The following is a 25,247-nucleotide window of genomic DNA, read 5'->3' as shown; positions in this document are numbered from 1 at the left end:
CCACGACAGACCGAGGAGATTAAAGTCTTGGAAAAACTCGGTCACTGCGGCCACCCCTTTACCGTTCGGGCTGAGCTTGTCGAAGCCCCGTTCTTTTCTTCAATCGGCGTGGAAGGACAGTCCTTCGACAAGCTCAGGACGAACGGTATTTTGCGAAAGTGAACGAACATCATTCCGCGGCCTCCGCAAATTCAACCCCGTTCAGGATTTCGTCCGAACAGCGCTGCATCGTCGGCGAAGCCCGGCAGATGGCGTTGGTGAGATAGAAATCCTTGATCGGCGAAGGTATTGCGCGCGCCTCGGGCTTCGCGGGCAGTTTCGGAACCGTCCAACCATAATCGGCCAGCCCCTCAACGCCCAGAGCGGGCACCGCCGCAATCATCGCCGCGCGGCATTCTGCAAAGCTGTCGAAACCGACCGTCACGCCCAGCGCATCGGCGAGCGCGCGGAAAATACTCCAATCCTCGCGCGCATCGCCGGGTGCGAACACGGCCTTGTCGCTGCGCTGCACCCGTCCCTCGGTGTTGACCGCTGTAAAGGCTTTTTCGGTCCATGCGGCGGCAGGCAATATGACATCGGCGGCATGCGCGCCCTTGTCGCCATGATGACCGACATAGACCTTTAACGTGTCGCCAAAAGCTGAAAAATCCACCTCGTCGGCACCAAGAAAGAATGCGAGCCTGGGCTTGGCCGCAATCACATCTTTGATTCCGCCCGCTCGCGAATAACCGAGCATCAACGCACCCATGCGCGCGGCGGAAAAATGGACGACGTTGAATCCGTTCCAGCCGTCCTTCACCGCATTTACGGTCTTGGCCAGCGCCAAACCCGCACCATGCACGCCCGGTACCGACAAAGCGCCACCGCCGAAAATCAGCATCGGCCGCTCGGCACCTTTCAGCGCGTCCATCGCCGTCTTGGGTAGCTTGGCCACCAGCGCGGCGTCGTCGCCCAGCCATTCGACCTTGTAGGTCAGGTCGATTTCAGGGCCAATACCAAATACCTTTGCGCCTTTTTTCCACACCGCTTTTCGGACACGTGTATTGATCAACGGCGCTTCCCAGCGCAGGTTCGTCCCGACCAGCAGGATCACGTCAGCATTTTCGGCCTCTGCGATCGTCGTGTTGAAATTGACCGCCGACAGGCTGGTGACATCATAGTCGAGTCCCGTCTGCCGTCCTTCCAGCATATCCGAACCCAGCGCGTTGACCAGCGCTTTGGCTGCGAACATCGTTTCGCAATCGGCCATGTCGCCTGCGATAGCCGCAACCGAGCTGTCCGCATTTGCCGACTTGATGGTATCAAACGCCTCGGCCCAGCTTGCCGGCTGCAATTGGCCATTCTTGCGGACATAGGGTTGGTCGAGGCGGCGGCGGGTCAGGCCATCGACATGGTGGCGCGTCTTGTCGCTCGCCCATTCCTCGTTCACATCATCATTGATGCGCGGCAGCACGCGCAGCACTTGCCGCCCGCGCGCATCGATTCGCACATTGGTGCCGACCGCATCCGACATGTCGATGCCCAACGTCTTGGTCAGTTCCCAGGGCCGTGCCTCGAACGCATAGGGTTTCGACGTCAGCGCGCCGACCGGGCACAGGTCGACGACATTGCCCGAAAGCTCGCTTTGCACCGCATGTTCCAGATAGCTGGTGATCTGCATATTTTCGCCGCGATAAATCGCGCCAATATCCTCGACCCCGGCCACTTCCTCGGCAAAACGGATACAGCGGGTGCACTGGATGCATCGCGTCATCACCGTCTTGACGATCGGCCCCATATATTTCTCGGTCACCGCGCGCTTGTTTTCTTCATAGCGCGTCGCGCCGCGACCATAAGCGATGCTCTGGTCCTGCAAATCGCACTCGCCGCCCTGATCGCAAATCGGGCAATCGAGCGGGTGGTTGATCAGCAGAAACTCCATCACCCCTTCGCGCGCTTTTTTGACCATCGCGCTGTCGGTACGGATTTCCTGCCCCTCGGCAGCGGGCAACGCACAGCTCGCCTGCGGCTTTGGCGGTCCGGGCTTCACTTCCACAAGGCACATGCGGCAATTGCCTGCGATGCTCAGCCGCTCATGATAGCAAAAACGCGGAATTTCTTTCCCCGCCAGCTCGCAAGCCTGCAAAACAGTTGCGCCCTGCGGCACGTCAATTTCGATGCCATCTACGGTCACTTTAGGCATTATAGTTTTGCCTCATTCTGGTCGACGGATGCGGCGTAACGGTACGCCGCTTCTGCAAGATATCCACGCAGCTGATATTTGCTCATGCGCAACTCGACGCTAGGCGGAATGCATCCGGCCAGCAGGGGAGACAGACTTGCAAAAGCTGTTTTTTCTTCGGGACTATTGGGCGTTGACGTGAACAGTGTTGCCGCTGTTTCCGGCGACGATTTAACGACGCAGCTGGCAATCTCTGTGAATATCACGGCGCTGCGTGTGTCTGCACTCAACCGTTTGAGCTTGCCATTCGACGGCGTCGTATAGACTTTTGCCGGCTTGTCCTTTAGCCGCCACGTCTTAAGATCAAAATCACGCTTCAACAGATACTCCGCGATAGGGCCGCGCATGTATCGTACCGAATAGCGCAGCCGCGTACCGTTCGTGCTGCAGCTATTGGCGAGCGTCCCGATCCAGAACAAAATCTTGTCACTGCTATCCGAAGTCGGTAGCCAGCGCAGCAATTTGCGTGGCGTCGGCATCTGGTCGGCTGCCGCACAAGTCACAAATTCATTGAACTGCTGCCAAGAATCAGCGTCAATGGGGGCCGCTCCATTTTCAATGTTGTTGATCAACTGGCTATCGGTGTCCTGAGCGGCCGCCGACGTGCTGCCAAGCATCAAAGCGCAAAGAAGCAGCAGCTTTTTCACTCCGCCGCCTCCAACACACTGCCATTGTCACGGATCCGGCGCTCCAGTTCGGGGCGGAAATGCTTGATTAGCCCCTGAATCGGCCAAGCCGCCGCATCGCCCAGCGCGCAGATGGTGTGGCCTTCGATCTGCTTGGTCACGTCGAACAAAGTGTCGATTTCGCTAATGTCTGCGTCGCCGGTGCGCAGCCGCTCCATCACGCGCCACATCCAGCCGGTGCCTTCACGGCACGGCGTGCATTGGCCGCAGCTTTCATGCTTGTAAAAGTAACTGATGCGGCTGATCGCCTGGACAATATCGGTCGATTTATCCATCACGATGACGGCGGCGGTGCCAAGGCCCGAGCCTTGTTCTTTCAGCCCGTCAAAATCCATCGGGCAGTCGATAATATCTTTGGCAGGAACCAAGGGCACCGACGAGCCGCCGGGAATAACCGCGAGCAGATTGTCCCACCCGCCGCGAACCCCGCCGCAATGCTTTTCAATCAGGTCGCGAAAACTGATGCTCATTTCTTCTTCGACGACACAGGGCCGGTCGACATGGCCGCTGATCTGGAACAGCTTGGTGCCCTTGTTATTTTCACGTCCAAAGCTAGAAAACCACGCGGCCCCACGCCGCAGGATGGTTGGGACCACCGCGATGCTTTCGACATTATTGACCGTCGTCGGGCAGCCATAAAGCCCCGCGCCCGCCGGAAAAGGAGGCTTGAGGCGCGGCTGCCCCTTTTTGCCTTCCAGGCTTTCGATCATCGCGGTTTCTTCGCCGCAGATATACGCCCCCGCGCCGCGATGGACGAACACATCGAAATCATAGCCCGATTTGGCGGCATTCTTACCCAGCAGTCCAGCGTCATATGCCTCTTGCACGGCGGCAAACAGCACCTCGGCCTCGCGGATATATTCACCGCGAATATAGATATAGGCCGCGCGCGCGCGCATCGCGAAACCGGCGATCAACGCGCCTTCGATCAGCTTGTGCGGGTCGTGCCGCATGATGTCGCGGTCCTTGCATGAACCGGGTTCGGATTCGTCCGCGTTGATGACCAGAAAGCTCGGGCGATCCGCGCGCGGCTCTTTGGGCATGAAACTCCATTTCAGTCCGGTCGGGAACCCTGCCCCGCCGCGCCCGCGCAAGCCCGACGCCTTCATTGTCTCGATGATCGCGTCCTGCCCCGGCGCCATCAGCGCCTTAGTATTGTCCCAATCGCCGCGCGCCTGCGCCGATTTCAGGTTCCACGGCTGAAACCCGTAAATATTGGTGAAAATGCGGTCTTTGTCAGCGAGGGTCATGCCCAATCCTCCCCATTCATGGGGAGGTGGCAGGCGCGCAGCGGCTGACGGAGGGGGGCGGCGTCCTTGCGCGAGGTGGCGTGAGGCCGCAGCCCCCCTCCACCATGCTTCGCACGGTCCCCCTCCCCGTGAACGGGGAGGATTTTAAGAATGGCCATCACCAGTCCCCCCGATAATCATGGTTGGCTTTGACCATGGCTTTCAGCGTCGTCGGCCCACCCTCGGGCTCGCTGGTGTGGCGATCCTTGATCTGCGTTCCCGCCTTGGGGCTTTTGCCTTCGGCCAGTTCATCCAAAATGCGCGTCATGCTGTCATAATCCAGATCTTCAAAATTATCGTCGTTGATCTGGACCATCGGCGCGTTGGCGCAATTGCCCATGCACTCAACCTCGGTCAGCGTGAACAAGCCGTCGGGGGTCGTCCTCCCCTTGGCCATGCCGCGATTGACGCAGGCGGCCATCACATCGTCCGATCCGCGTAACAGGCACGGCGTCGTCCCGCATAGCTGGACATGGAACCGCCCGACCGGCGCCAGATTATACATGGTATAAAAAGTCACGACCTCATAAGCGCGCATGAACGGCATATCGAGCTGGGCCGCCACATATTCGATCACCGGCACCGGCAACCAGCCTTGCGTGTTCGTCTCCGCCCCGACCTGCCGCTGGGCAAGGTCGAGCAACGGCATCACCGCCGATCGCTGTCGCCCTTCGGGATAGCGCGCGATAACAATCTTCGCCTGTTTGGAGTTTTCCTTTGTCCAAGCAAAATCGCCCCAGCGCGCGCGCACTTCAGCTTCGTCGGGAATTTGGGGTGCGTCAGCCATGCGCCGCTCTCAATTTCATTATCATGAACCAGACCAGTGCGATTACCATCGCGCAAAAGAGGTGAGGAAAGACGAATCCCAACGTGAAGTCGCTCTTTGCCATTCCGCTCGCTGCTCCCAATAAGACGAATACCAACGCGAGCGACATACTCACGACAACCAGCGACCAGCCGCTCAAAAATCTGCGGACCGCCAACGAGATTAGGAACCCCAAGGCAAACATAATTGACCCGGTAAACGCGAGCCAAGTCATCCAACCGCCCCCGAATCCGCTCACCGGTCACACTCCCCGAACACGACGTCGATCGCGCCAATGATCGCGGTCGTATCCGCCAGCATATGGCCCTTCGACATCATATCCATCGCCTGCAAATGCGAAAACGCCGTCGGGCGGATCTTGCAGCGGTATGGTTTGTTGCTGCCGTCGCTGACCAGATAGACGCCAAATTCGCCCTTCGGGCTTTCGGTCGCGACATAGACTTCACCGGCGGGGACGTGGAAACCCTCGGTATAAAGTTTGAAATGATGGATCAGACTTTCCATCGACTGTTTCATCTCGCCGCGCTTGGGCGGCACGATTTTGCGGTCGAGGCTGGCGATCGGGCCGGTCGGCAAGTCGCGCAGGCATTGCAGGATGATTTTCTGCGACTGATAGACTTCTTCGACGCGGACCATGAAGCGGTCATAACAATCGCCTCGCGTCCCCACCGGAATGTCGAAATCCATTTTGGCATAGGCGTCATAGGGCTGCGACTTGCGCAAATCCCATGCGATGCCTGACCCACGGATCATCGGGCCGGAGAAACCCCATGCCAGCGCATCCTCTTTGCTCACCGTCGCGATATCGACGTTGCGCTGTTTGAAGATGCGGTTGTCGATGACCAAGCTCATCGCGTCGCCGAACAATTTGGGCAACCGCGATTCGCACCATTCGCCAATATCGACGAGCAGCTTTTCGGGGACGTCCTGATGGACCCCGCCGGGGCGGAAATAAGCCGAGTGCATTCGCGCGCCGCTGGCGCGTTCAAAAAAGTTCAGGCAATCCTCGCGCAGCTCGAACACCCATAGGTTCGGCGTCATCGCGCCGACGTCCATCACATGGCTGCCGATGTTCAGCATATGGTTACAGATGCGCGTCAGCTCTGCAAACATGACGCGCAGATATTGGGCGCGAGCGGGCACTTCGAGATCGAGCAGCTTTTCGATGGCCAGCACGTAAGAATGTTCCATCGCGAGCGGCGAGCAATAATCGAGCCGGTCGAAATAGGGCAAAGCCTGCAAATAGGTCTTATATTCGATCAGTTTCTCGGTGCCGCGATGGAGCAGCCCGACGTGCGGGTCGACGCGCTCGATAATCTCGCCATCGAGTTCGAGCACGAGGCGCAACACGCCATGCGCGGCGGGATGCTGGGGACCGAAATTGATCGTATAATTGGTGACGGCATTGTCGCCCGCCGTATCGGCGGTGTCGACAGGCGGATAGCCAGCAAACATGTCGCTGCCATAATGCTTGATGTCAGGAGCGTCGGTCATGCGTCACCGCCTTTGGGAGGTTTGACTTTGCTCGCGCCAGCCTTGGGCTTTGCGCGCGTTTTGGCCACGGTCTTTTTCTTGGCAGCGACCGCCTTGGCCTTCGGCTTGCCCGTCGCTTTGGCCTCGCCTGTTTTATGCGCTTTGTCGGTTGTCTTTGGCGTCGGTGGCGGAGTGGCTTTGCCGCTATCGACAGCCTTTTTGACCTCTTTCGCCGTCATCGGCGTCGGAGCGCCCTTCCCCGGAGCCTCGCCCGTTCCGCCCGCTTTTTCATCGCCGGGCAAAATATAATCGGCGCCCTCCCAAGGTGACATAAAATCAAAGCTGCGGAAATCCTGCGCCAGCTTCACCGGCTCATAAACAACGCGCTTATCCTCTTCGGAATAGCGTAGCTCGATATAGCCGGTGAGCGGGAAATCCTTGCGCTGCGGATGGCCCTGAAACCCGTAATCGGTCAGGATGCGGCGCAAATCGCTGTTGCCGCTGAACAAAACGCCATACATGTCGAACACTTCACGCTCTAACCAGCCGGCGTTGGGCCAGACGCCTGTCACGCTTGGCACCGGCGTGGATTCGCTAGCCGACACCCGCACCCGCAAACGGTGGTTTTTGGTGATGCTGAGCAGATGATAGACAACTTCGAACCGTTCTTCGCGGTTGGGATAATCGACCCCTGCGATCTCGACCAACTGCTGATATTCAAGGCCATCACGCAGCGCCACCATCACGCCGCCAAGTGCATCGCGCTTCACCGTGATGCTGTCTTCTGCAACGATCAGATCATGCGTGAGCATATCCTTGCCCAGCAACTTCTTGAGCACGGCGGCAAGGCCCTTTTGCGGGGCGATAAGGGGAGCCGGATGTCCCATCAGCGTTCAATCGTTCCGGTGCGGCGAATCTTGCGCTGCAATTGCATCACGCCATAGAGCAGCGCCTCGGCCGTCGGCGGGCACCCGGGGACATAAATGTCAACCGGGACGATGCGGTCACACCCGCGCACCACCGAATAGCTGTAATGATAATAGCCGCCGCCATTGGCGCAGCTGCCCATCGAAATCACATATTTGGGGTTCGACATCTGGTCGTAAACGCGGCGCAGCGCAGGCGCCATTTTGTTGCACAGCGTACCTGCCACAATCATCACGTCAGACTGGCGCGGCGAGGCGCGCGGTGCAGCGCCAAAACGCTCCATGTCATAACGCGGCATATTGACGTGGATCATCTCGACCGCGCAGCACGCGAGGCCAAAGGTCATCCACCACAGACTGCCGGTTCTGGCCCAGTTGAACAGATCCTCGGTCGAGGTAATCAGAAAGCCTTTGTCGCCCACTTCACCCGTCAAATCGTCATAGAATGACATATCGGGATTGGTCCCGGGGGCCACCGGCATATCGCCCGGCATCAGGATAGATGAATTGCTCATTCCCAGTCCAACGCCCCTTTCTTCCACGCATAAATCAGGCCGATGGCAAGCTCACCCAGAAAGACCATCATCGTCGCCCATCCGGCCCAGCCGATTTCTTTCAGGCTGACCGCCCAGGGAAACAGGAACGCCGCTTCCAGATCAAAGATGATGAACAAAATGGCGACCAGATAGAATCGCACATCGAACTGGCTGCGCGCGTCCTCGAACGCGGGAAAGCCGCACTCATATTCGGTCAGCTTTGCCGGATCGGGTTTGTGCGCGCCCGTCAATCGCGCCACCCCCATGGGCAGGAAAACGAAGGCCGTTGATAATCCCACTGCAACGAACAGGAAAATCAAAATGGGCAGATATTGTGTCAGGTCGACCATGGGAGCTGGTGATGCTTCCTGTTGCTGGTGTTTGGGGCAAACAGCCCGTCTGTGCGGGCGCTTTAGGACAGCACGCCGCGCCTCGCAAGCACTCGCGACAGGAATTTCGAGACAATATGTTCAAATACACAAAGGTAACTGGTGACAGGCGTCGTTGCTGTGTTACCCAAACCACGGGTCAGCTTTCCGGACGGCCTCCGTCCATCACAGCATTGGGGAATATCTATGCGCATTTTGTCATCAGCTCTGGGATGGTCGCTCGGCGCCGGCCTGATGCTCGCCGCAGCGCCCGCACAGGCCGATTTGGTCAATCCCAAAAACCCCGCAACGATTGAAGCCATGGTCGAGTCGCAGGGCTGGCCAGCGAAGCTGGTCAACAGCGAGGACAAGAGTCCCTATATCGAAAGCACCCGCAACGGATTGAAATTCCTCGTCCTGTTCATGAACTGCGATGACGATCAAAAAAATTGCAAGACGCTGCAATATTATATGGGTTTCAGCGATGCGAAGGGAACGTCGCTCGAACGACTCAATGAGTGGAATCAATCCAAACGCTTTGCCCGCGCCTATATCGACGACGCGGGCGATCCGGTGCTGGAAATGGACATGGATCTCGATTTCGCCGGACTACCGCGCGAGAATGTCGGCGAGTCCTTCAACACCTGGGCGGCATTGATGGACGCCTTTCACAAATTCATCTTCGAAAAGGAAGAATAGGGGCCATAGCCGGTCGCCGCGGGCGCTCAGGCGTTACGCAGCGCGCCCGCGACCAGCTTTTGCAGCTTTGAATGAACTGCGGCGCTGCCCGCAATATATTCGCTGCGTTCAATGGCGCGGTCGCCGCCGCGAAAATCGCTGACGAAACCGCCGGCTTCGCGCACCAACAACATACCGGCGGCCACGTCCCAGACGGCCAGGTCGCTTTCCCAAAAACCGTCATAGCGCCCCGCCGCCACCCAAGCGAGGTCGAGGCTGGCCGCACCAAAGCGGCGGATGCCCGCAACTTCGGGCGCAACCGCGCCGAATATACGGCTCCACTGCGCCATATCGCCATGACCCATATAGGGAATGCCGCTGGCAATCAGACTTTCGTTCAAATGACGGCGCGACGACACGCGCAGGCGGCGATCGTGCAGCCACGCCCCGCGGCCACGTTCGGCCCAATAACTTTCGTCGGTCACGGGCTGATACACCAGCGCCGCCGTTATATCACCCCAACTGCCGCCGAGCTTGGGCTCCTGCACGGCAATCGAAATTGCGAAATGTGGAATCGCGTGCAGAAAATTACTCGTTCCGTCGAGCGGGTCGATAATGAAGCGCGGCTTGTCGGGATCGCCTTCGATCACCCCGCCTTCCTCCAGCACAAAGCCCCAGCCCGGACGGTCGTGGCCCAGTTCGTCATACAGCGTGCGTTCGGACGCTTGATCGGCCTTAGACACAAAGTCTGCAGGTCCCTTTTGCGACACTTGCAGATGTTCAACTTCGCCAAAATCGCGGCGCAGCTTGGCACCTGCCTTGCGCGCGGCGCGTTCCATGACGGTTATGATGCCAGATACGGCCATTAATTCTCTCCCCCTCCCGCTTGCGAGAGGGCAACTCAATCAGTCGGCGCGACGCACATATTCGCGGGCGTAAACATCGACGACGATGCGCGTACCAGTGGTGATATGCGGAGGAACCATGACGCGCACGCCATTGCTGAGGATCGCGGGTTTATAGGAGGACGAGGCTGTCTGCCCCTTCACCACCGCATCGGCTTCGACAATCTCGGCTTCGATGGTGTCGGGCAGTTCGACGCTGATCGGGCGTTCTTCCCACAGCTCCAGAACGACATCCATACCGTCCTGCAGAAACTCTGCGGCATCGCCAATCACGTCGCGCGCGATGGTGATCTGCTCGTAATTATCCTTGTCCATGAACACCAGATCATCGCCTTCGGCGTACAAATACTGGAAATCCTTGGTGTCGAGGCGAACCTTTTCGACCGTGTCAGCGCTGCGAAACCGCACGTTGGTTTTGCGGCCGTCGATCAGATTCTTCATCTCGACCTGCATATAGGCACCGCCCTTGCCCGGCTGAGTGTGCTGAATCTTGGAGACCTTCCAGATGCCTGCTTCATATTCCAGGATATTACCGGGACGGATTTCAACGCCAGAAATTTTCATCGCGCACACTCACACTTCAAGGATGATAAAGAGCCGGACGACACGCGATGCGTATCGTCCACAGGTGGGCGCCCTTAGCCTTGCAGGCAAAGAAGGGCAAGCGGCTAGGACGAGACGGCTGCGACGCGGGTGCAGCGATAGCTCCAGATCAAGGTCCCGAGAAACAGGACCGCGCCGATAACGATACCATTTGACGCAAAGCCGTCGCCGACAACCGCCAGCGGTTGTTCGCTGCCGCTTCCTGCCACGATAAAGGCGTACAAAACGCCGAACAGACTCTCGCCGACGATCATCCCCGTAGCGGCTAGCACACCCATTCGCCGTGCAAATTCGGGCTTTGCCGTTCGCGCGGACCAGCGGTCATAATACCAGCCACCTACAGCACCGATTGTCACGGGCAGGATCACCGCCATCGGCAGATACATCCCAATCCCCACCGCCAGCGGTGGCAGGCGGAGCTTGCCACCGCGACCGAGCAATTCGTCAAGGACAATAAATCCGACCCCGGCCAGCGCGCCCCATCCCAGCATCGACCAGTTGAGATCACCGCCCAACACGCCTTTGGCCAGCGAAGAGATCAACCCAGCTTGCGGCGCGGCCAGCGCGTTGGGGCCTGCACCGGGAGCGCCTACGAAGCCCATGGTGGTATTGAGTACTTCCATCACGGGCGGCACCACCAGCGAGCCAAAGATGACACCGATGATCAGCGCGACCTGCTGTTTCCACGGTGTCGCTCCGACCAGTTGGCCTGTTTTCAAATCCTGCAGATTGTCGTTGGAGATCGTTGCGACCCCGAACACAATGCCGGTCACGATCAGGGCATAAGCGATCAGCGCCTGCGTATGTTCTTGCCCGTCGCCACGCCCGAACAGGCCAAGCAGCATCAGTGACGAGGCAAGGATCGTCAAAATGCCGATGCCCGAGACGGGTGAGTTCGACGCGCCGAGCAATCCGGCCATATAGCCGGTCACCGCCGCGATCATCAGCCCGATGACGATGACGAAAAGTAGCGCTCCGATCATTAGCACCAGCGCCGAACCGGCGATTGGTCCGCCCAATATGACCGACCACAACAGCCAGGCAATCGGCAGCATCAACGCCGCCGAGCCGCCAAAGACGATCTTGATTGGCAGGTCGCGTTCTACGAGTGCCAGTTCCTCACCGCCGCCACGCGCGCGGCTCGCCGCCATGGCAGAGCGGATGCCGCCAATCACCGGAGCAGCGATTTTCAGCAAGGCCCAAACGCCAGCGACACCAATCACACCCGCGCCGAAAAAGCGAACATCAGTTGTAAAAACTGCATTCGCTACTTCCTCGGCCCCACCCGGCAACGAAGAGTGAACTGTCAGAACAGGCAACAATATCCACCAGCCCGTCACCAGACCGAGCAACTGGGCCAACCCGACCGACAGGCCAACCAGATGGCCGACTCCGAACAAGGCAAAGGACAGGCTGGCCGAAATTCCCGTTGCCCCTGCCCCGACGCGAAACCAGCGTGACACTTCTGTGGCCACCAACTTCATCTGGGTTAGTAAGGCAAAACCAGCGGACGCCAAACTGTTGAACACCAATACGCGCAAACCTAGCGAACTCTCGACAGCCGCTTCCTCGGTTTTCGCACCGATTTGCAGCACTTCGGCAGCCGCACGGCCTTCGGGATAGGGCAGGTCTGAATCGACCACCAGCGCGCGGCGCAGCGGGACAGAGAAGAGCACGCCCAATATACCGCCCAGCATGGTGATCGCCGCCGTGGTCACAAAGGGAAAGCCCTGCCACCACCCGATCATCACCAGTCCAGGCAACACAAAGATTATCGCCGCCAAGGTCCCCGCCGCGCTGGCGACGGTCTGGACGATATTATTCTCAAGAATTGTGCTGTTGGGAAGGAATCGCAAAATTCCCATCGATATTACCGCCGCAGGAATCGACGTGGCAAAAGTCAGCCCGACCTTCAGCCCCAGATAGACATTGGCAGCGGTAAAAAAGAGCGTGATGAGCCCGCCCAGCAATATTGCACGCGCGGTCAGTTCGCGCACGCCGGTCACAGGCTTGGTCGTATCGGTCATTGTGGACATCCCCCAGCGCCTCTTTCGTAGGCTGCGGCGCCAATGGCAAGCCGAAAGACGCATCCCCATATTTCTGCGCTTCTGTCGCATCTATCCTATCTTGCGCACACCTTGCGTGCGACAAGTTGCATATGATACCAACATACATCATGACCGATTTAGCGACTCGCCCCAAAAGTGATCCGGGTAAGCCGGTGCGACCGGTTATCGCGGCGGGCTTGTTCGGCTGGTGCGACCATGAAAAAAACAAAAAGCCCGCGCCAAAGCCCAATGAAAAGCAACCTGCCGATTAACCCGTCGACTAAGGTTAAGTCCGCTCAAGTCTCATCGCGGCATCAAACGCTTTGACGGCAAGGTCCGGTCCCGCCGGATCAGCCCAGACAGCGCCCGACACTGCAACGAAATCAGCGCCAGCCGCGACCAGTTGCGGCGCATTTGTCGACGTAATCCCGCCAATGGCGACGCACGGCAGTTCGAACATGCCCTGCCACCAGGTCAGTATTTCGGGTTCTGCATAATGCTCGACCGTTTTGGTCTGGGTCGGGAAGAAAGCGCCGAACGCGACATAGTCGGCCCCCGCCTCTCCGGCTTCCATCGCTATGTGGCGGCTGGCATGGCAGGTCACGCCGATCTGGACGTCGGGACCAAGCAACCGCCGCGCCTCGCGCGGGTCGCCATCGCCCTGCCCCATATGTACGCCGTCCGCACCCAGCCGCTTGGCGAGCGCCATATCGTCATTGACGATGAAAGCGACATCATGCGCGGCACAAATTTCCTGCAAAGGGGCGGCAAGCCGCGCCGCGTCATGCTGATCCACATCCTTGACGCGAAACTGGAAAGCCGCGACCGGTCCACCATCAAAGGCTTGCGCCAGTCGATCAGGAAAATCATCTCCGACGTCCGTCGGAGAGATGAGGTAAAGCTGGCATGGGGTCTGGGTCATGGCGGGTTCATAGCGGGACGATTAGACGGCGGCAAATGCAGAAAATAACGACCTTAGCCGTTGTCGGCCTTTGCGTGTCATCCGCGCTTAGTCCTGTGCGTCAACGCCTCCTCAGGCCCGCGACGGTCATGATATGGCGCTGGGACAATCCGCCTATGTTGACGGGCCTTTGGTCCGGCCCATTTCGGTTATAGAAGACAGCCGTTGCCCCAAGGATGTGCGCTGCATCTGTGCAGGCCGGGTGCGCGTTCACATGCAATGGATTCGCCCCAACGGCAAAAAACAGCCGTTTGAGATGGAGCTTGGCCAGCCGCATCCGCTTGCCGATGGGCAAATAACGCTGATCGCTGTTCGTCCGGAAAAGCAAAGCGACACCGCTATCGCGGCGTCAGACTATCGCTTTTCCTTTCGCTTTCAGGGTGGACTTTAGGCCACCGACGCGGCGTGAATCTCATTGATTGCGCTGCCCAGAGACGCATCAAATTCGCCATCATCCATCGGCGCGCGTAAATCCTGAAGCAGCGCGCGACTAAAGCTGGCAATCATACCGCGGTTCTTGGCCAGCTCTGCACAGGCTTCGGGCCGCGAATATCCACCCGACAGGGCGACGACGCGCAAAACCTTGGGATGATTGATCAGCGGCGCATAATGGTTCGCTTGCACCGGAATCGACAGTTTCAACATCACCTGTGAATCGCCGTCCCACGCGTCCAGTTCGGCGAGAATCGCGTCGAGCAACAGCGCGTCGATCTCGGCGCGCGCGGCGCTCTTGATGTTCACTTCGGGTTCGATCATCGGCATCAGGCCATGCGCGGCAATCCGTTTGGCTTCGGCAAATTGCTGCGCGACATTGGCTTTGATTCCAGCGGGATTGGCCAGATTTATGACGCTGCGCATCTTGGTTCCGAACATCCCCTTGTCCACCGCACGCGCGCACAGCGCGTCGAGGTCGGGCATCGGCTTCATCAACTGAACCCCGTCCGCTTCGGCTTCCAGGCCCTTGTCGACTTTCAGGAACGGCACAACGCCGCGTTCCCACAACAAGGTCGGCACCGGCTTGCCATCGGCGTCGCCATCCATCGTCCGTTCGAACAAAATCGCGCCGATGACTTTTTGCCCGTTAAAGCAAGGCGCGGTGACGATCCGCGCGCGCATGGCATGGATGAGCGCGAACATTTCTTCTTCGCCGGTATAGGCGTCTTCTTCGATGCCATAGCCCTTCAACGCTTTGGGCGTCGAGCCGCCGCTCTGGTCCAGCGCGGCGATAAAGCCCTGTCCCGTTTTCATCTGTTCCATCATCTTTGCGTTGGCGGCGGTCATAACGTCTCCGTTCGATTGCATAGGTATGTGGCGGTGCGCATAACGATCCCGTTTACGGGATGCAATGCGGCGCGCTTCAGCGTTTAAGGACTTCAACTCCGGGCAGCGGCTTGCCTTCCATCCATTCAAGGAACGCCCCGCCTGCGGTCGAAACAAAGGTGAAATCAGCGGCAACGCCGGCATGGTTGAGCGCCGCGACCGTATCACCGCCACCCGCCACCGACACCAGCGACCCTTCGCGGGTCAGCGCCGCCGCCGTCTTGGCCAGCGCCACAGTCGCGGTGTCAAAGGGCGGCGTTTCAAACGCACCCAGCGGTCCGTTCCACACCAAAGTGCGGCAGTTTTTGAGCACATCGGCCAGCGCTTCCGTCGCCGCCGGACCGATATCGAGGATCATCTCGTCGGCGGCGACCTCATGCACATTGACGGTGCGGGTCGGCGGATTGGCGGCAAACTCTTTTGCCACCGCGACGTCATAGGGCAGATGGATGGTGCAATTGGCGGCGTCGGCAGCGTCAAATATCGCATTGGCCGTCTCAACAAGGTCATGCTCGCACAGCGATTTGCCGACATCGACTCCGCGCGCCGCGAGAAAGGTATTCGCCATCCCGCCGCCGATTATCAGATGATCGACGCGCGCCACCAGATGCCGCAGCACGTCGATCTTGGTCGACACTTTGGCGCCGCCGACGACTGCGGCTACCGGATGAACAGGATTGCCCAGCGCTACATCAAGCGCCTTCAACTCGGCCTCCATCGCACGTCCGGCAAAAGCGGGCAGCAGATGTGCCACACCTTCTGTTGATCCATGCGCGCGATGGGCGGCGGAAAAAGCGTCGTTTACATAAAGATCGCCCACCGCAGCCAAGGCCGCAGCGAAATCGGGGTCATTCGCTTCTTCACCCGCATGAAAGCGCGTGTTTTCCATCACGGCGATATCACCCGGGGCCAGCACCGCGATTCCCGCTGCCGCACCTTCGCCAATACATTCGGGAATGAACATCACCGACCGACCCAGCGCCAGTTCCAATCCGCCAACGATAAGCGACAGCGATTGGGTAGGGTTCTTTGTGCCCTTGGGCCGCCCGAAATGGGCGAGCAACAGGACAATCGCGCCCTGATCGGCCAGTTCGGTTATCGTCGGAACCGCGGCTTCCAGACGGGTGCGGTCGCTAATCGCCCCTTCGATCATCGGCACATTCAAATCGACGCGGACGAGCACGCGCTTACCGCGCACATCGCCCATATCGTCCAATGTTTTGAAAGCACCCATCATGTCATCCCGTCTGGTTACGCGCTGGAGTTAGAGCAATCCCGCCATCACAGTGGCGGTATCGACCATGCGGTTCGAGAAACCCCATTCATTGTCGTACCAGCTGACAACGCGCACCAATTTGCCGTCGAGCACTGCCGTTTCAAGGCTGTCGATGGTCGAGCTTGCCGGGCAATGATTATAATCGATCGACACCAAAGGCTCGTCGGAAAAGGCGAGAACGCCCTTCAAAGCGCCTTCCGAAGCGGCTTTAAGAAGCGCGTTAATCTCTTCCTTGCTCGTCTCGCGGCCCGGATTGAAGGTCAGATCGACCAAGCTGACATTAGGGGTCGGCACGCGGATTGCCGATCCGTCGAGCTTGCCCTTCAATTCGGGCAACACTTCGGCAACTGCACGGGCAGCGCCGGTGGTTGTCGGGATCATCGACATCCCCGCGGCACGCGCGCGACGCATGTCGGGGTGGATTTGGTCGAGGATTTTCTGGTCATTGGTATAGGCATGAACCGTGGTCATCAGACCGCGCTCGATGCCGACAGCATCGTTCAGCACCTTGGCCACCGGTGCAAGGCAGTTGGTTGTGCAGCTGGCGTTCGAAACCACCAGATGTTCAGCCGTCAACTTGTCATGGTTGACCCCGTAAACCACCGTCAGGTCGACGCCCTTGGCCGGCGCTGAAATCAAAACGCGCTTGGCGCCAGCGGTCAGATGCTTGCTCGCGCTGTCGCGGGCGGCAAAGAAACCGGTGCATTCCAGAGCAATATCGACGCCCAGTTCGCCGTGCGGCAGTTTCGCGGGGTCGCGTTCTGCCGTAACCTTGATCCGCTTGCCATTGACGACCATTGCATCGCCATCGGCGCTGACCTCGCCCGGAAAGGGACCGTGGACACTGTCACGCTTGAATAGCAGTGCATTCGCCTTGGCATCGGCCAGATCATTGATCGAAACCAGCTCCAATCCGCAATCGGGCCGCTCCAATATCGCGCGTGCCACAAGGCGTCCGATACGCCCGAAACCATTGATTGCGACTTTTACTGCCATGACAAACGATCCTTTCTGCTTGAACTTTATAGGGACGACTCAGGCGGTCAGCCGAGCCAATATTTTGGGTGTGATAGCATCGGTCGTCAGACCGAAGTGGTTGAATAGGTCGTCAATCGGTGCCGAAGCGCCAAAACTGTCGATTCCGAAGCGCAAACCGTCGCGTCCGGTATAGCGTTCCCAGCCAAAAGTGGTTCCGGCCTCGACCGATACGATGAGCACATCGTCGGGCAGCATATCGGCCTGATAAGCGGCGGGCTGCTCGTCGAACAGTTCGGTGCAGACCATCGACACGACGTCAGCGCCCTGCCCTGCGGCTTCCAGCTTGTCCGCTATCGCATAAGCCAGCGACACTTCGGACCCGCTGGCGACAAGCACGACCGACCGTTTGGCCGAAGCCGCGCGAAGGCGATAACCACCTTTGCTGCAATGATTTTCCGTGACGTCATGGCGTAACGGCGGCAGGTTCTGACGCGATAGCGCTAACAGCGATGGCCGGCTCGTCTGAGCCAGTGCCAACGCCCAACATTCGGCGGTTTCCACCGCATCGGCGGGGCGCATCACCAGCAAGTTCGGCATCGCGCGCAGCGATTGCAAATGCTCAACCGGCTGGTGTGTGGGGCCGTCTTCGCCCAGCCCGATGCTGTCATGCGTCATCACATAGACAACGCGCTGTTGCTGGATCGCCGACAGCCGGATCGCGGCACGGCAATAATCGGCGAACACCAGGAATGTCCCGCCATATGGAATGATTCCGCCGTGTAACGCCATGCCGTTCATCGCCGCCGCCATGCCGAATTCGCGAATACCATAATAGATATAGCGGCCCGAATAATCCTCTTTGGTCAAAGGCTTGGTGGACGATGTTTTGGTGTTGTTCGATCCGGTCAGATCGGCACTACCGCCCAGCATCGCGCCAATGTCGGCGGTCAGCGCGGTCAGCGCATTTTCCGATGCCTTGCGGGTCGCGACCTTCGGCGGTTCGGCAACTAGCGAGTCCAGATAGGCTTTGAACGCGGGGCCGGTGGCGCCATCAGTCGACAGCCTTGCCGTAAATTCTGTTTTCTTACTATGATTTGTAAGCCGACTCTGCCAGTCAGCATGAAGTTTCTGCCCTCGCTTGCCAAAACTGGCCCATGCAGCGGCAATATCCGCCGGAATCGTAAAGGGCTCAGCGGTCCAGCCCAGGGTTTCGCGCGCCGCAGCGATCTCGTCGCCCCCCAGCGGGGCACCATGCGTTGCCGACGTTCCTTGCTTGTTCGGAGCGCCAAAGCCGATGATCGTCCGGCAAGCAACCAACGAGGGGCGCGGATCGGCGAGTGCGGCATCGATCGCGCGGCGAATATCAGCGTGGTCATGGCCGTCGCACTCTTCAACGTGCCAGCCGGTCGCAGCGTAACGGGCCGGAATATCCTCACTCGTCGACAGCGTCGTTGCCCCGTCGATGGTGATACGGTTGTCATCCCACAGCACAGTCAACCGGCCAAGTTGCAAATGCCCCGCCAAGCCTATGGCTTCATGGTTGATGCCTTCCATCAGGCACCCATCACCGGCCACCACCCAGGTGCGATGATCAACCAGATCGTCGCCATACAAACTGTTCAAATGCCGTTCGGCAATCGCCATACCGACTGCGGTCGCGAGTCCCTGCCCTAGCGGTCCCGTCGTTGTCTCGATTGCTTCGAGTTCAAAATTCTCGGGATGCCCGGCGCACGGGCTGTTGATCTGACGGAAATTGCGGATGTCATCCATCGTCGGGCGTGCATAGCCGGACAGGTGCAACGTCGCATAAGCCAGCATAGAACCATGACCCGCCGACAGAACAAAACGATCGCGATCGGCCCATTTCGGCGCGTCGGGATCAAATTTCAGATAGTCGGAATAGAGCACTGTCGCGACATCGGCCATGCCCATCGGCATTCCCGGATGGCCGCTATTGGCGGCTTGAACCGCATCCATCGCAAGAGCTCTTATGGCATTGGCCATATCACGTTCGGACACTGTCATCTTTTCCCCGGCTCGCTGGACAGCGCCTTTACGGCCCTGAAGGGTTGTTGATGCGCACAGCCCTTCGCGGTGACACCGTCGAGAGTCAACCGGTGACGACATCACCATGGCGATTCAGTCAGCAATTGCACCATGATTAAGGCGCTGCTAATCCTCCTCCCATGGAACTTGACGAAGCCAGCCTGGCCATTGGCCGGATCGAACGGGCACTCAGTCGGATTGAGAAGTCCCTGTCAGACCGGGCCAAGCGCCCGGCACCCACCAATGCTGTCGATACAACGGCGCATGACGCACTGAAAGCAGAGGTTTCTGCGGTAATCGGCGATCTGGACCGCCTGATTGGGGAGGCGAGCCGTGGCTGATGTCAAATTCATGATCGGCGGACGCAGCTATGAAGTGCATTGCGCCGACGGCCAGGAAGAGCAATTGCAGCACCTCGCGTCGATCATCGACGCCAAGGCTAGCGGCGTTCAGGGCGGCAGCGAAGTCAGGCAATTGCTCTATGCGGCGCTGATGCTCGCCGATGAAGCCAATGATGCGCAGTCAAAGGCCAGTGAATCGACGCCTCAGCTTGATTCGCTGCGCGCTGCCGTCGCCCTTGCTGAAAGCCGCGACGCAGAGGTGCAAGAGCAGTTGCGCGCCGCTGTCGTTCGCGAACAGGCGGCGCTCGATCAGGCCGCAGCGGCCAGCAAACGTGAACAGGACGCCTTGGACCAGCTGCAAGCGACAAAAAAGGCTTCATCCGCGCCGCCCAAAGCAACAGCGGCTTCACAAAAACCGGCGCACGAGCGCGCCCTGTTGCAAATCGCCGACCGCATCGAATCTCTGGCGAATCAGATCGAGCAGGACGCCTAGGCTAACGCGCCGCTCAAGCCCCTTGAGTGCAGCCCTGCGGACGCTTACATAGTGGGCGGCGGGTACTGCCCGGCACGAGCCTTTGCGAAAATCCCTGAGGCGATACATCATCCTAGGGAGCTGTCCCTGCCCGGACCCTGGTCCGACGTATATGGCCCCCACCTGACGTTACTGGCGTCAGAGGACTTTCCGGCAACCGACCACGGTGGTCCCGCCAACTGCCGCCGCGATGAAAGCTCAAAATGAAAGCGACGCCGCCGCGATGACCAAGGCCAGAGCCGACCGCAGCGCTGAAAAACGGAAGTCGCGTGAAAAACTGCGGTTTCGGCGTCAACATTGCGTCGCAACGATGGACGCGATGACGCATCATGCGGCCTTTCGAGCTTTGCCTAGCCCCATAGCCGACATCATGGACCGAAAGGCCTGTATCGGCGGTTATGCCGCATGGCGTGATGAACCCGACATCCTGCCCCTTCTCGCCCGCCTCGGTACGACGAGCGCGCTCGCCCTCCCCTTTCATCAAGAACGGGACGGCCCTATGGAGTTTCGCGTCTGGCACGACGGCGATGCACTCGAAAAAGGACCGTGGGGGCCGGGCCAGCCCTTCAGCAGAGCGGCACATGCCATACCCGACCTTTTGCTCTGCCCGATGCTCGGTTTCGATCGCAACGGAGGGCGGCTTGGTTATGGCGGTGGCCATTATGATCGCTATTTTGCCGAACACCCGACAGTTTTACGCGTTGGCATCGCTTGGGCGGTGCAAGAGGTTGATATGGTCCCACGTGATAGCTGGGACATGCCGCTCGATGCGATTCTCACCGAACAGGAATTCGTCATAACCGGAGATCGCTTGTGAACCCCGAACCCAGTTGGCGCAAACCCGCCGGCATGTTTCTGATATTGGCGCTGATTGTGGTCTGGTGCGTCATTGCGGCCAGCCTGTCGCCGTGGATCAGCAAATGGCCCGTGCTTGTGCAGGGCCTGTTTTATCTGGTTTTCGGGATTATCTGGATCCTCCCGCTCAAACCCCTGCTCCGATGGATGGAACTAGGGAAATGGCGCGAGTGACGGGACTCGAACCCGCGACCTCCGGCGTGACAGGCCGGCGCTCTAACCAACTGAGCTACACCCGCGTGGGGTTGGGAGCAGCGCCAATATGGCGGTGATGCTTGCCTGTCAACCGTCGCCTGCACGCTCTTTTGCATTTAGTCGCGCTTCCCATTCTTCGTTTGGCGTCAACGTGCCGCGTTCGAACAGAAAACCGGCAAGATCGGGCGTTCCGGTCGAGGCCAGCACAGTCTGAAGAATCAACAGCAAGGGCACAGCAAGCAGCGCGCCCGGCGCACCCCACACCCAGCCCCAAAAGCTCAACGACACCAGAATCAGCAGCGGGTTGACCGTCAGCCGCCGCCCCAGCACCAGCGGGGTAATCAAATTGGCTTCGACCAAATGCACGCCGGCAAAGATCACAGCCGGCAAAAAGGCGAACCCGACGGCATCAAATGTCATCAGCCCGCCAAGGCACAACAAGGTCGCGGCCAATATCGGCCCCAGATAGGGCACAAAGTTGCACAGGGTAACGATTCCACCCCACATAAAGGGGGATGGCATACCCAGCGCCCACAGCAACAGCGCAACGACCAGCCCCAATATGGCGTTGATCATCGTAATCGTCGCCAGATAATCTGCCGTCGCATCGACGACATTCTGGATCACCCGCGCGGTTTGCATCGCACCGTCAAAGCTGCCGCGCCGTTTGATCGTCCCGCTTCTCAGCCGCGTCCAGCCCGCCAGAAAAAAGAAAACAACCAAAATGGCGAAGAAAAGCTGGATGGCGGCTGACGGCGCGGCTGAGATAAAATAATCAACCACAGACGTTGGTGCGGTCGCCGCCATTGCTTGCGCTGTCGCCTCTGTCCCACTTGCGACAGATGTTAAAGTTCGATCCACAAAACTTTGTAATGTTGAATAAAAATCAATTAGTGGAGAGAGGTTGTTCTGGATCCGCGGGATCGATTCCGGCACGCGAGCAAACCAGCCCGTTGCTGGTAAAACGATGATCGCCAGTGCCGCGTTGACCAGCATAACAAAGCTCGCCAGTGCCAGAAAGGCCGACAGGGCCGAGGGCACGCCGCGCCTTTCGAGCCATTCGAGAAGCGGCACCAGGGCAATCGCAATGACAATCGCCGCCGTCAGTGGCATGAAAAACTCCGCCCCTGCCTGCAAGGCAAAGGGCAGACCAAGGCAAAAACTGGCCCCCAGAATCAGCGTGAGCGCGGCCAACAGCCGATCGCGGCGAAAATCATCCACCTCAATCTGTCGCAATGGATTGGCGATGTCTTGGTCGACACCCACCCCGCGATCATCGGCCACCCAGACCACTCCCTGTTAAGCCCCTCATCTTAGGCACGCTTTGCCAATCTTGCCAGCGGCTTCACGACCTCGGGAAAATTAAGCTCTCTCGGACCTCTGTCCAACAATGGGTCAACTCTTGTGACACCCTGTCGCCATTTTAACCAGAAATTACCCATTTTGGTTGCATTAGATGCTCCGAGGACCAGAATTCAGGAGTTTATCATGCGGACCAGTGACCATGGGGGGCCACTCTCACGCCATCGTTTGCCTTATGTTTCCGCCTTTGCGCTGGCGATTGCTATCGCCTTACCGCAACAGGCTCAAGCAACAGGAACACGCGCAGGTTCAACGATCAGCAACACAGCGCAAGCCAGCTTTGACAATGGCGCCGGCACCCAGACCGTCGATTCCAACCCTGTCAATCTGCTCGTCGATGAACTTCTTGACGTCACAGTCGCATCGAGCGACCCTGCCGATGTCCCGACCACACCAGGCGCGACCAATGGCGTCCTGACGTTCGAAGTCACCAACACCGGCAATGGCAAAGAAAAATTTGGCCTGACCACGATCGCCAATGGCGGGGGTGATGATTATGACCCCACCGTCACCCAAATCTATCTGGATGACGGTGACGGCGTCTTCGATTCCAACACAGACACGCTCTATGTCCCCGGCACCAACGATCCGGATTTAGACCCTGACGCCAAGATCAAGGTCTTTGTTATCGCATCGACGCCGGGAACTGTCTCAGACGGGAACCGCGGCACTGTTCAACTTGTCGCAAGTGCCAAAACGGGGACCGGCACACCGGGAACCAGCTTTGCCGGTGCAGGCGAAGGCGGCGGCGATGCCGTCGTTGGTTCAACCGGTGCCGATGGCAATGATGATGGCGCCTTTGTCGTCACATCGGCCACCGTAACGCTCGTTAAATCTGCTGTCATTGTCGATCCGTTTGGCGGCACGGACCCGCTGCCGGGTTCGACCATCACCTATACGATCGTCGCCACAACTGCCGGAAGCGGATCGATCAGCGGCCTCACCATTACCGATCAGATTCCGACCGACACAACATATGTCGCCGGAACGATAAAGCTGAACGGTGCGACGCTGACCGATAGCTCAGCCGACGCCGATGCCGGCAATTTTGACGGCAGCAAGATCAGCGTTTCGCTTGGCACTGTCCCCGGCGGCCAAACCCGCACGATCAGCTTTCAAACCAAGATTAACTGATGGAGACGACTATGCGTAAGCTATTGATTTTTATAGCCGCATTGCCGCTCGCAGGACCGGCACTGGCCGCAGACCAGATCGCGCTCAACAACAATGTTTTTGTCGAACGCGTTTCGACCGGAGCCGATGGCAAGCCTCATGTGATGCTCGAGGAGCCCAAAATCGTCGTTCCCGGCGATCGGCTCGTGTTCGTGCTCAATTATCGCAATGCCGGAACGCAACCGGCGAACCGCTTTGTCATCACCAATCCGATGCCCGCCGCCGTTCAATTTCAGGATGGCGGCGACAGCAAGCCCATCGTGTCGATCGATGGCGGCCAAAGCTGGGGAGCTCTCACCGATCTGACGGTCAAACAGGCCGACGGTACGATGCGCCCCGCTCTGGCGTCCGATGTCACGCACGTTCGCTGGGCCTTTCAAAAGCCGATTCCAGTCGGTGGTGCAGGCAAGCTCATGTTTCGGGGAATTGTGAAATAAGTCATTAAAAAAAACCGCTTTTCGGTCGCCTGCGGTGGGGACTTGGCGACTATAACACCAAGGAGTTCAGCTATGACCAGTATGCTGAAAAAATTGGGTGCATCCGGTGTATCCTTGCTCGCACTGAGCTTGGCTACGCCGGTTCTTGCGGCGGGTACAACTGCCGGCACCTCGGTATCGAATACGGCAACGGTCGACTTTCAGGTCGGCGGCGTCGCTCAGACACAGCAAAGCGGATCGGACGCGTTCGTCGTCGACCGTAAGATCAATTTGACGGTGGCCGAAACAGGCGCGGTAACGACGCAGGTTGTTCCCGGCCAGGCCAATGCGGTGACCACGTTCCAATTGACCAACCAGTCGAACGAAACGCTCGATTTTCTGCTTGCTGCAACCCAGCTAGCAGGCGGGACGGCAGCCCATGGTGGCACGGACAGCTTCAACATTGCCGCCTTGAAAATTTATCAGGACAATACGGGTAGTGGAACCGTCGGCAGCTTCGATGCTGGCGACACGCTGGTAACCTACGTCGATGAATTGGCGGCCGATGCGTCGGTTACTCTGTTTATCGTCGGTAATATCCCGGCGGGGCTTGCCACGGGCAGTGTGGCCGGCGTCCAGTTAAAGGCAACCGCGCGCGAAGGCGGAACAGCCTCGACTCAGGGCGCTGCCGTCACCGAAACCACTGGCGCCAACACGGCGGGCAAAGACACTGTTTTTGCTGATGGAATCGGCGTGAACGACGGTAATCGCGATGCGTCCTTCAGCGACGATGACGATTATACGGTGAATACTGCGACGCTGACCGTGACCAAAACAAGCCGGGTCATCTCCGATCCGTTCAATGGCACGACCAACCCAAAAATGATTCCCGGGGCCGTCGTGGAATATTGCATCGCGGTTGCCAACGCATCTGGCGGTGCGTCTGCAACGTCAGTCGCGATCAACGATAGCGTGCCAACGCAGCTCACTTATAATGGCAGCTCTATCAAGCTGAACGGAACGGTGACGAGCGGCACTTGCAACGCCGATGGCGTCGCCGGTGGCAGCTATTCGGCGCCTGTCGTGTCCGGAACGATCCCGACAATTACTGCGGGCGACATCCGAACGCTGGTTTTCCAAGCCACCGTGAACTGATTGACCGTTTGGAGGGGTGAGGGAGGCCGGTTTTGCCGGTTTCCGTCGCCCCTCTCGGGCACATGATGGCGTTAACCA

27 protein-coding genes and 1 tRNA gene are annotated in these 25,247 nt (G+C 58.8%); 10 read left to right on the top strand and 18 right to left on the bottom strand.

Going from position 1 to position 25,247, the window contains the following annotated elements; genetic code table 11:
* Nucleotides 1-169 precede the first annotated feature (169 nt).
* The 8 genes from nuoG to ACR3XE_RS08960 all read right to left on the bottom strand — a co-directional run bounded on the left by nuoG (nucleotide 170) and on the right by ACR3XE_RS08960 (nucleotide 8,307).
* Nucleotides 170-2,182, bottom strand: a complete 2,013-nt coding sequence (gene nuoG / locus ACR3XE_RS08995) for an NADH-quinone oxidoreductase subunit NuoG (RefSeq protein WP_473697988.1) — start codon at nucleotides 2,180-2,182, stop codon at nucleotides 170-172.
* Entirely contained in the window at nucleotides 2,182-2,868 is a 687-nt protein-coding gene (locus ACR3XE_RS08990; RefSeq protein WP_473697989.1) for a hypothetical protein, read from the bottom strand. The genes nuoG and ACR3XE_RS08990 overlap by 1 nt, the downstream gene beginning before the upstream one ends.
* Complete coding sequence (gene nuoF / locus ACR3XE_RS08985) at nucleotides 2,865-4,157, bottom strand: NADH-quinone oxidoreductase subunit NuoF (protein ID WP_473697990.1); 1,293 nt, start codon at nucleotides 4,155-4,157, stop codon at nucleotides 2,865-2,867. The genes ACR3XE_RS08990 and nuoF overlap by 4 nt, the downstream gene beginning before the upstream one ends.
* A 157-nt stretch (nucleotides 4,158-4,314) precedes the next feature.
* Nucleotides 4,315-4,983 carry a complex I 24 kDa subunit family protein gene (locus tag ACR3XE_RS08980; protein ID WP_473697991.1) on the bottom strand — a complete coding sequence of 223 codons (669 nt, stop codon included), beginning with the start codon at nucleotides 4,981-4,983 and terminating at the stop codon, nucleotides 4,315-4,317.
* Nucleotides 4,984-5,256: 273 nt separating this feature from the next.
* Nucleotides 5,257-6,477 carry an NADH-quinone oxidoreductase subunit D gene (locus ACR3XE_RS08975; RefSeq protein WP_473700317.1) on the bottom strand — a complete coding sequence of 407 codons (1,221 nt, stop codon included), beginning with the start codon at nucleotides 6,475-6,477 and terminating at the stop codon, nucleotides 5,257-5,259.
* 35 nt (nucleotides 6,478-6,512) lie between these two features.
* Nucleotides 6,513-7,382: an NADH-quinone oxidoreductase subunit C gene (locus ACR3XE_RS08970; RefSeq protein WP_473697992.1), complete on the bottom strand. Its 870-nt coding sequence runs from the start codon at nucleotides 7,380-7,382 to the stop codon at nucleotides 6,513-6,515.
* The gene (locus ACR3XE_RS08965) at nucleotides 7,382-7,936 is read right to left on the bottom strand and encodes a NuoB/complex I 20 kDa subunit family protein (RefSeq protein ID WP_473697993.1); all 555 of its coding nucleotides are present in this window, start codon (nucleotides 7,934-7,936) and stop codon (nucleotides 7,382-7,384) included. Before ACR3XE_RS08965 ends, ACR3XE_RS08970 begins: the two co-directional genes overlap by 1 nt.
* Nucleotides 7,933-8,307 (bottom strand): NADH-quinone oxidoreductase subunit A, encoded by a 375-nt coding sequence (locus ACR3XE_RS08960; RefSeq protein WP_473697994.1) that lies wholly within the window; start codon nucleotides 8,305-8,307, stop codon nucleotides 7,933-7,935. Before ACR3XE_RS08960 ends, ACR3XE_RS08965 begins: the two co-directional genes overlap by 4 nt.
* Before the next feature lie 225 nt (nucleotides 8,308-8,532).
* Here ACR3XE_RS08960 and ACR3XE_RS08955 point away from each other — a divergent pair, with 225 nt between their 5' ends.
* Nucleotides 8,533-9,024 carry a YbjN domain-containing protein gene (locus ACR3XE_RS08955; protein WP_473697995.1) on the top strand — a complete coding sequence of 164 codons (492 nt, stop codon included), beginning with the start codon at nucleotides 8,533-8,535 and terminating at the stop codon, nucleotides 9,022-9,024.
* A 26-nt stretch (nucleotides 9,025-9,050) separates the two neighbouring features.
* Here the strand turns inward: ACR3XE_RS08955 and ACR3XE_RS08950 are convergent, their stop codons facing one another.
* The 3 genes from ACR3XE_RS08950 to ACR3XE_RS08940 all read right to left on the bottom strand — a co-directional run bounded on the left by ACR3XE_RS08950 (nucleotide 9,051) and on the right by ACR3XE_RS08940 (nucleotide 12,538).
* Nucleotides 9,051-9,869, bottom strand: coding sequence for an inositol monophosphatase family protein (locus ACR3XE_RS08950; RefSeq protein WP_473697996.1), 819 nt, complete (start codon nucleotides 9,867-9,869; stop codon nucleotides 9,051-9,053).
* Nucleotides 9,870-9,908: 39 nt separating this feature from the next.
* Nucleotides 9,909-10,472, bottom strand: a complete 564-nt coding sequence (efp, locus tag ACR3XE_RS08945; RefSeq protein ID WP_473697997.1) for an elongation factor P — start codon at nucleotides 10,470-10,472, stop codon at nucleotides 9,909-9,911.
* A gap of 104 nt (nucleotides 10,473-10,576) precedes the next feature.
* Nucleotides 10,577-12,538: an OPT family oligopeptide transporter gene (locus tag ACR3XE_RS08940; protein ID WP_473697998.1), complete on the bottom strand. Its 1,962-nt coding sequence runs from the start codon at nucleotides 12,536-12,538 to the stop codon at nucleotides 10,577-10,579.
* Between the two features lie 149 nt (nucleotides 12,539-12,687).
* Between ACR3XE_RS08940 and ACR3XE_RS08935 the strand changes: the two genes are divergently transcribed.
* On the top strand, nucleotides 12,688-12,831 hold the full coding sequence (locus ACR3XE_RS08935; RefSeq protein ID WP_473697999.1) for a hypothetical protein: 144 nt from the start codon (nucleotides 12,688-12,690) through the stop codon (nucleotides 12,829-12,831).
* Between the two features lie 14 nt (nucleotides 12,832-12,845).
* On the opposite strand, the gene thiE is transcribed toward ACR3XE_RS08935, so the two are convergent.
* A complete protein-coding gene (gene thiE / locus ACR3XE_RS08930; RefSeq protein ID WP_473698000.1) occupies nucleotides 12,846-13,481 on the bottom strand; it encodes a thiamine phosphate synthase in 636 nt (211 codons plus the stop codon).
* Between the two features lie 253 nt (nucleotides 13,482-13,734).
* Between thiE and ACR3XE_RS08925 the strand changes: the two genes are divergently transcribed.
* On the top strand, nucleotides 13,735-13,911 hold the full coding sequence (locus ACR3XE_RS08925; protein WP_486185659.1) for a hypothetical protein: 177 nt from the start codon (nucleotides 13,735-13,737) through the stop codon (nucleotides 13,909-13,911).
* Here ACR3XE_RS08925 and ACR3XE_RS08920 read toward each other — a convergent pair.
* From ACR3XE_RS08920 to tkt, 4 genes are all read right to left on the bottom strand, one after another.
* A complete protein-coding gene (locus ACR3XE_RS08920; protein WP_473698002.1) occupies nucleotides 13,908-14,801 on the bottom strand; it encodes a fructose bisphosphate aldolase in 894 nt (297 codons plus the stop codon). The genes ACR3XE_RS08925 and ACR3XE_RS08920 overlap by 4 nt on opposite strands.
* A 76-nt stretch (nucleotides 14,802-14,877) precedes the next feature.
* The gene (locus ACR3XE_RS08915; protein ID WP_473698003.1) at nucleotides 14,878-16,077 is read right to left on the bottom strand and encodes a phosphoglycerate kinase; all 1,200 of its coding nucleotides are present in this window, start codon (nucleotides 16,075-16,077) and stop codon (nucleotides 14,878-14,880) included.
* A 27-nt stretch (nucleotides 16,078-16,104) separates the two neighbouring features.
* Nucleotides 16,105-17,112: a type I glyceraldehyde-3-phosphate dehydrogenase gene (gene gap / locus ACR3XE_RS08910; RefSeq protein ID WP_473698004.1), complete on the bottom strand. Its 1,008-nt coding sequence runs from the start codon at nucleotides 17,110-17,112 to the stop codon at nucleotides 16,105-16,107.
* 39 nt (nucleotides 17,113-17,151) lie between these two features.
* Nucleotides 17,152-19,119, bottom strand: a complete 1,968-nt coding sequence (tkt, locus tag ACR3XE_RS08905; protein WP_473698005.1) for a transketolase — start codon at nucleotides 19,117-19,119, stop codon at nucleotides 17,152-17,154.
* A 161-nt stretch (nucleotides 19,120-19,280) separates the two neighbouring features.
* On the opposite strand from tkt, the gene ACR3XE_RS08900 reads away from it, so the two are divergent.
* The 4 genes from ACR3XE_RS08900 (at nucleotide 19,281) to ACR3XE_RS08885 (ending at nucleotide 21,042) form a co-directional block, all read left to right on the top strand.
* The gene (locus ACR3XE_RS08900) at nucleotides 19,281-19,481 is read left to right on the top strand and encodes a hypothetical protein (protein ID WP_473698006.1); all 201 of its coding nucleotides are present in this window, start codon (nucleotides 19,281-19,283) and stop codon (nucleotides 19,479-19,481) included.
* The gene (locus ACR3XE_RS08895) at nucleotides 19,474-19,974 is read left to right on the top strand and encodes a cell division protein ZapA (RefSeq protein ID WP_486185658.1); all 501 of its coding nucleotides are present in this window, start codon (nucleotides 19,474-19,476) and stop codon (nucleotides 19,972-19,974) included. Before ACR3XE_RS08900 ends, ACR3XE_RS08895 begins: the two co-directional genes overlap by 8 nt.
* 229 nt (nucleotides 19,975-20,203) lie before the next feature.
* On the top strand, nucleotides 20,204-20,830 hold the full coding sequence (locus ACR3XE_RS08890) for a 5-formyltetrahydrofolate cyclo-ligase (RefSeq protein ID WP_486185657.1): 627 nt from the start codon (nucleotides 20,204-20,206) through the stop codon (nucleotides 20,828-20,830).
* Nucleotides 20,827-21,042 (top strand): DUF2842 domain-containing protein, encoded by a 216-nt coding sequence (locus tag ACR3XE_RS08885; RefSeq protein ID WP_486185656.1) that lies wholly within the window; start codon nucleotides 20,827-20,829, stop codon nucleotides 21,040-21,042. Before ACR3XE_RS08890 ends, ACR3XE_RS08885 begins: the two co-directional genes overlap by 4 nt.
* Here the strand turns inward: ACR3XE_RS08885 and ACR3XE_RS08880 are convergent.
* Together ACR3XE_RS08880 and ACR3XE_RS08875 are read right to left on the bottom strand one after the other, a co-directional pair.
* Nucleotides 21,031-21,107, bottom strand: a tRNA-Asp gene (locus tag ACR3XE_RS08880). The genes ACR3XE_RS08885 and ACR3XE_RS08880 overlap by 12 nt on opposite strands.
* Before the next feature lie 43 nt (nucleotides 21,108-21,150).
* Nucleotides 21,151-22,347 (bottom strand): AI-2E family transporter, encoded by a 1,197-nt coding sequence (locus tag ACR3XE_RS08875; RefSeq protein WP_473698010.1) that lies wholly within the window; start codon nucleotides 22,345-22,347, stop codon nucleotides 21,151-21,153.
* 204 nt (nucleotides 22,348-22,551) lie between these two features.
* Here ACR3XE_RS08875 and ACR3XE_RS08870 point away from each other — a divergent pair, with 204 nt between their 5' ends.
* The 3 genes from ACR3XE_RS08870 (at nucleotide 22,552) to ACR3XE_RS08860 (ending at nucleotide 25,169) form a co-directional block, all read left to right on the top strand.
* Entirely contained in the window at nucleotides 22,552-23,559 is a 1,008-nt protein-coding gene (locus ACR3XE_RS08870; RefSeq protein WP_473698011.1) for a hypothetical protein, read from the top strand.
* 11 nt (nucleotides 23,560-23,570) lie between these two features.
* Nucleotides 23,571-24,035 (top strand): hypothetical protein, encoded by a 465-nt coding sequence (locus ACR3XE_RS08865; RefSeq protein WP_473698012.1) that lies wholly within the window; start codon nucleotides 23,571-23,573, stop codon nucleotides 24,033-24,035.
* Nucleotides 24,036-24,107: 72 nt separating this feature from the next.
* Nucleotides 24,108-25,169, top strand: a complete 1,062-nt coding sequence (locus ACR3XE_RS08860) for a hypothetical protein (protein WP_473698013.1) — start codon at nucleotides 24,108-24,110, stop codon at nucleotides 25,167-25,169.
* Nucleotides 25,170-25,247: the final 78 nt, after the last annotated feature.

Source organism: Sphingopyxis sp. 10G20-10 (genome assembly GCF_057365075.1).
The sequence above is the reverse complement of the archived record's forward strand: the minus strand, read 5'-3'. Positions and strand labels throughout refer to the sequence as shown.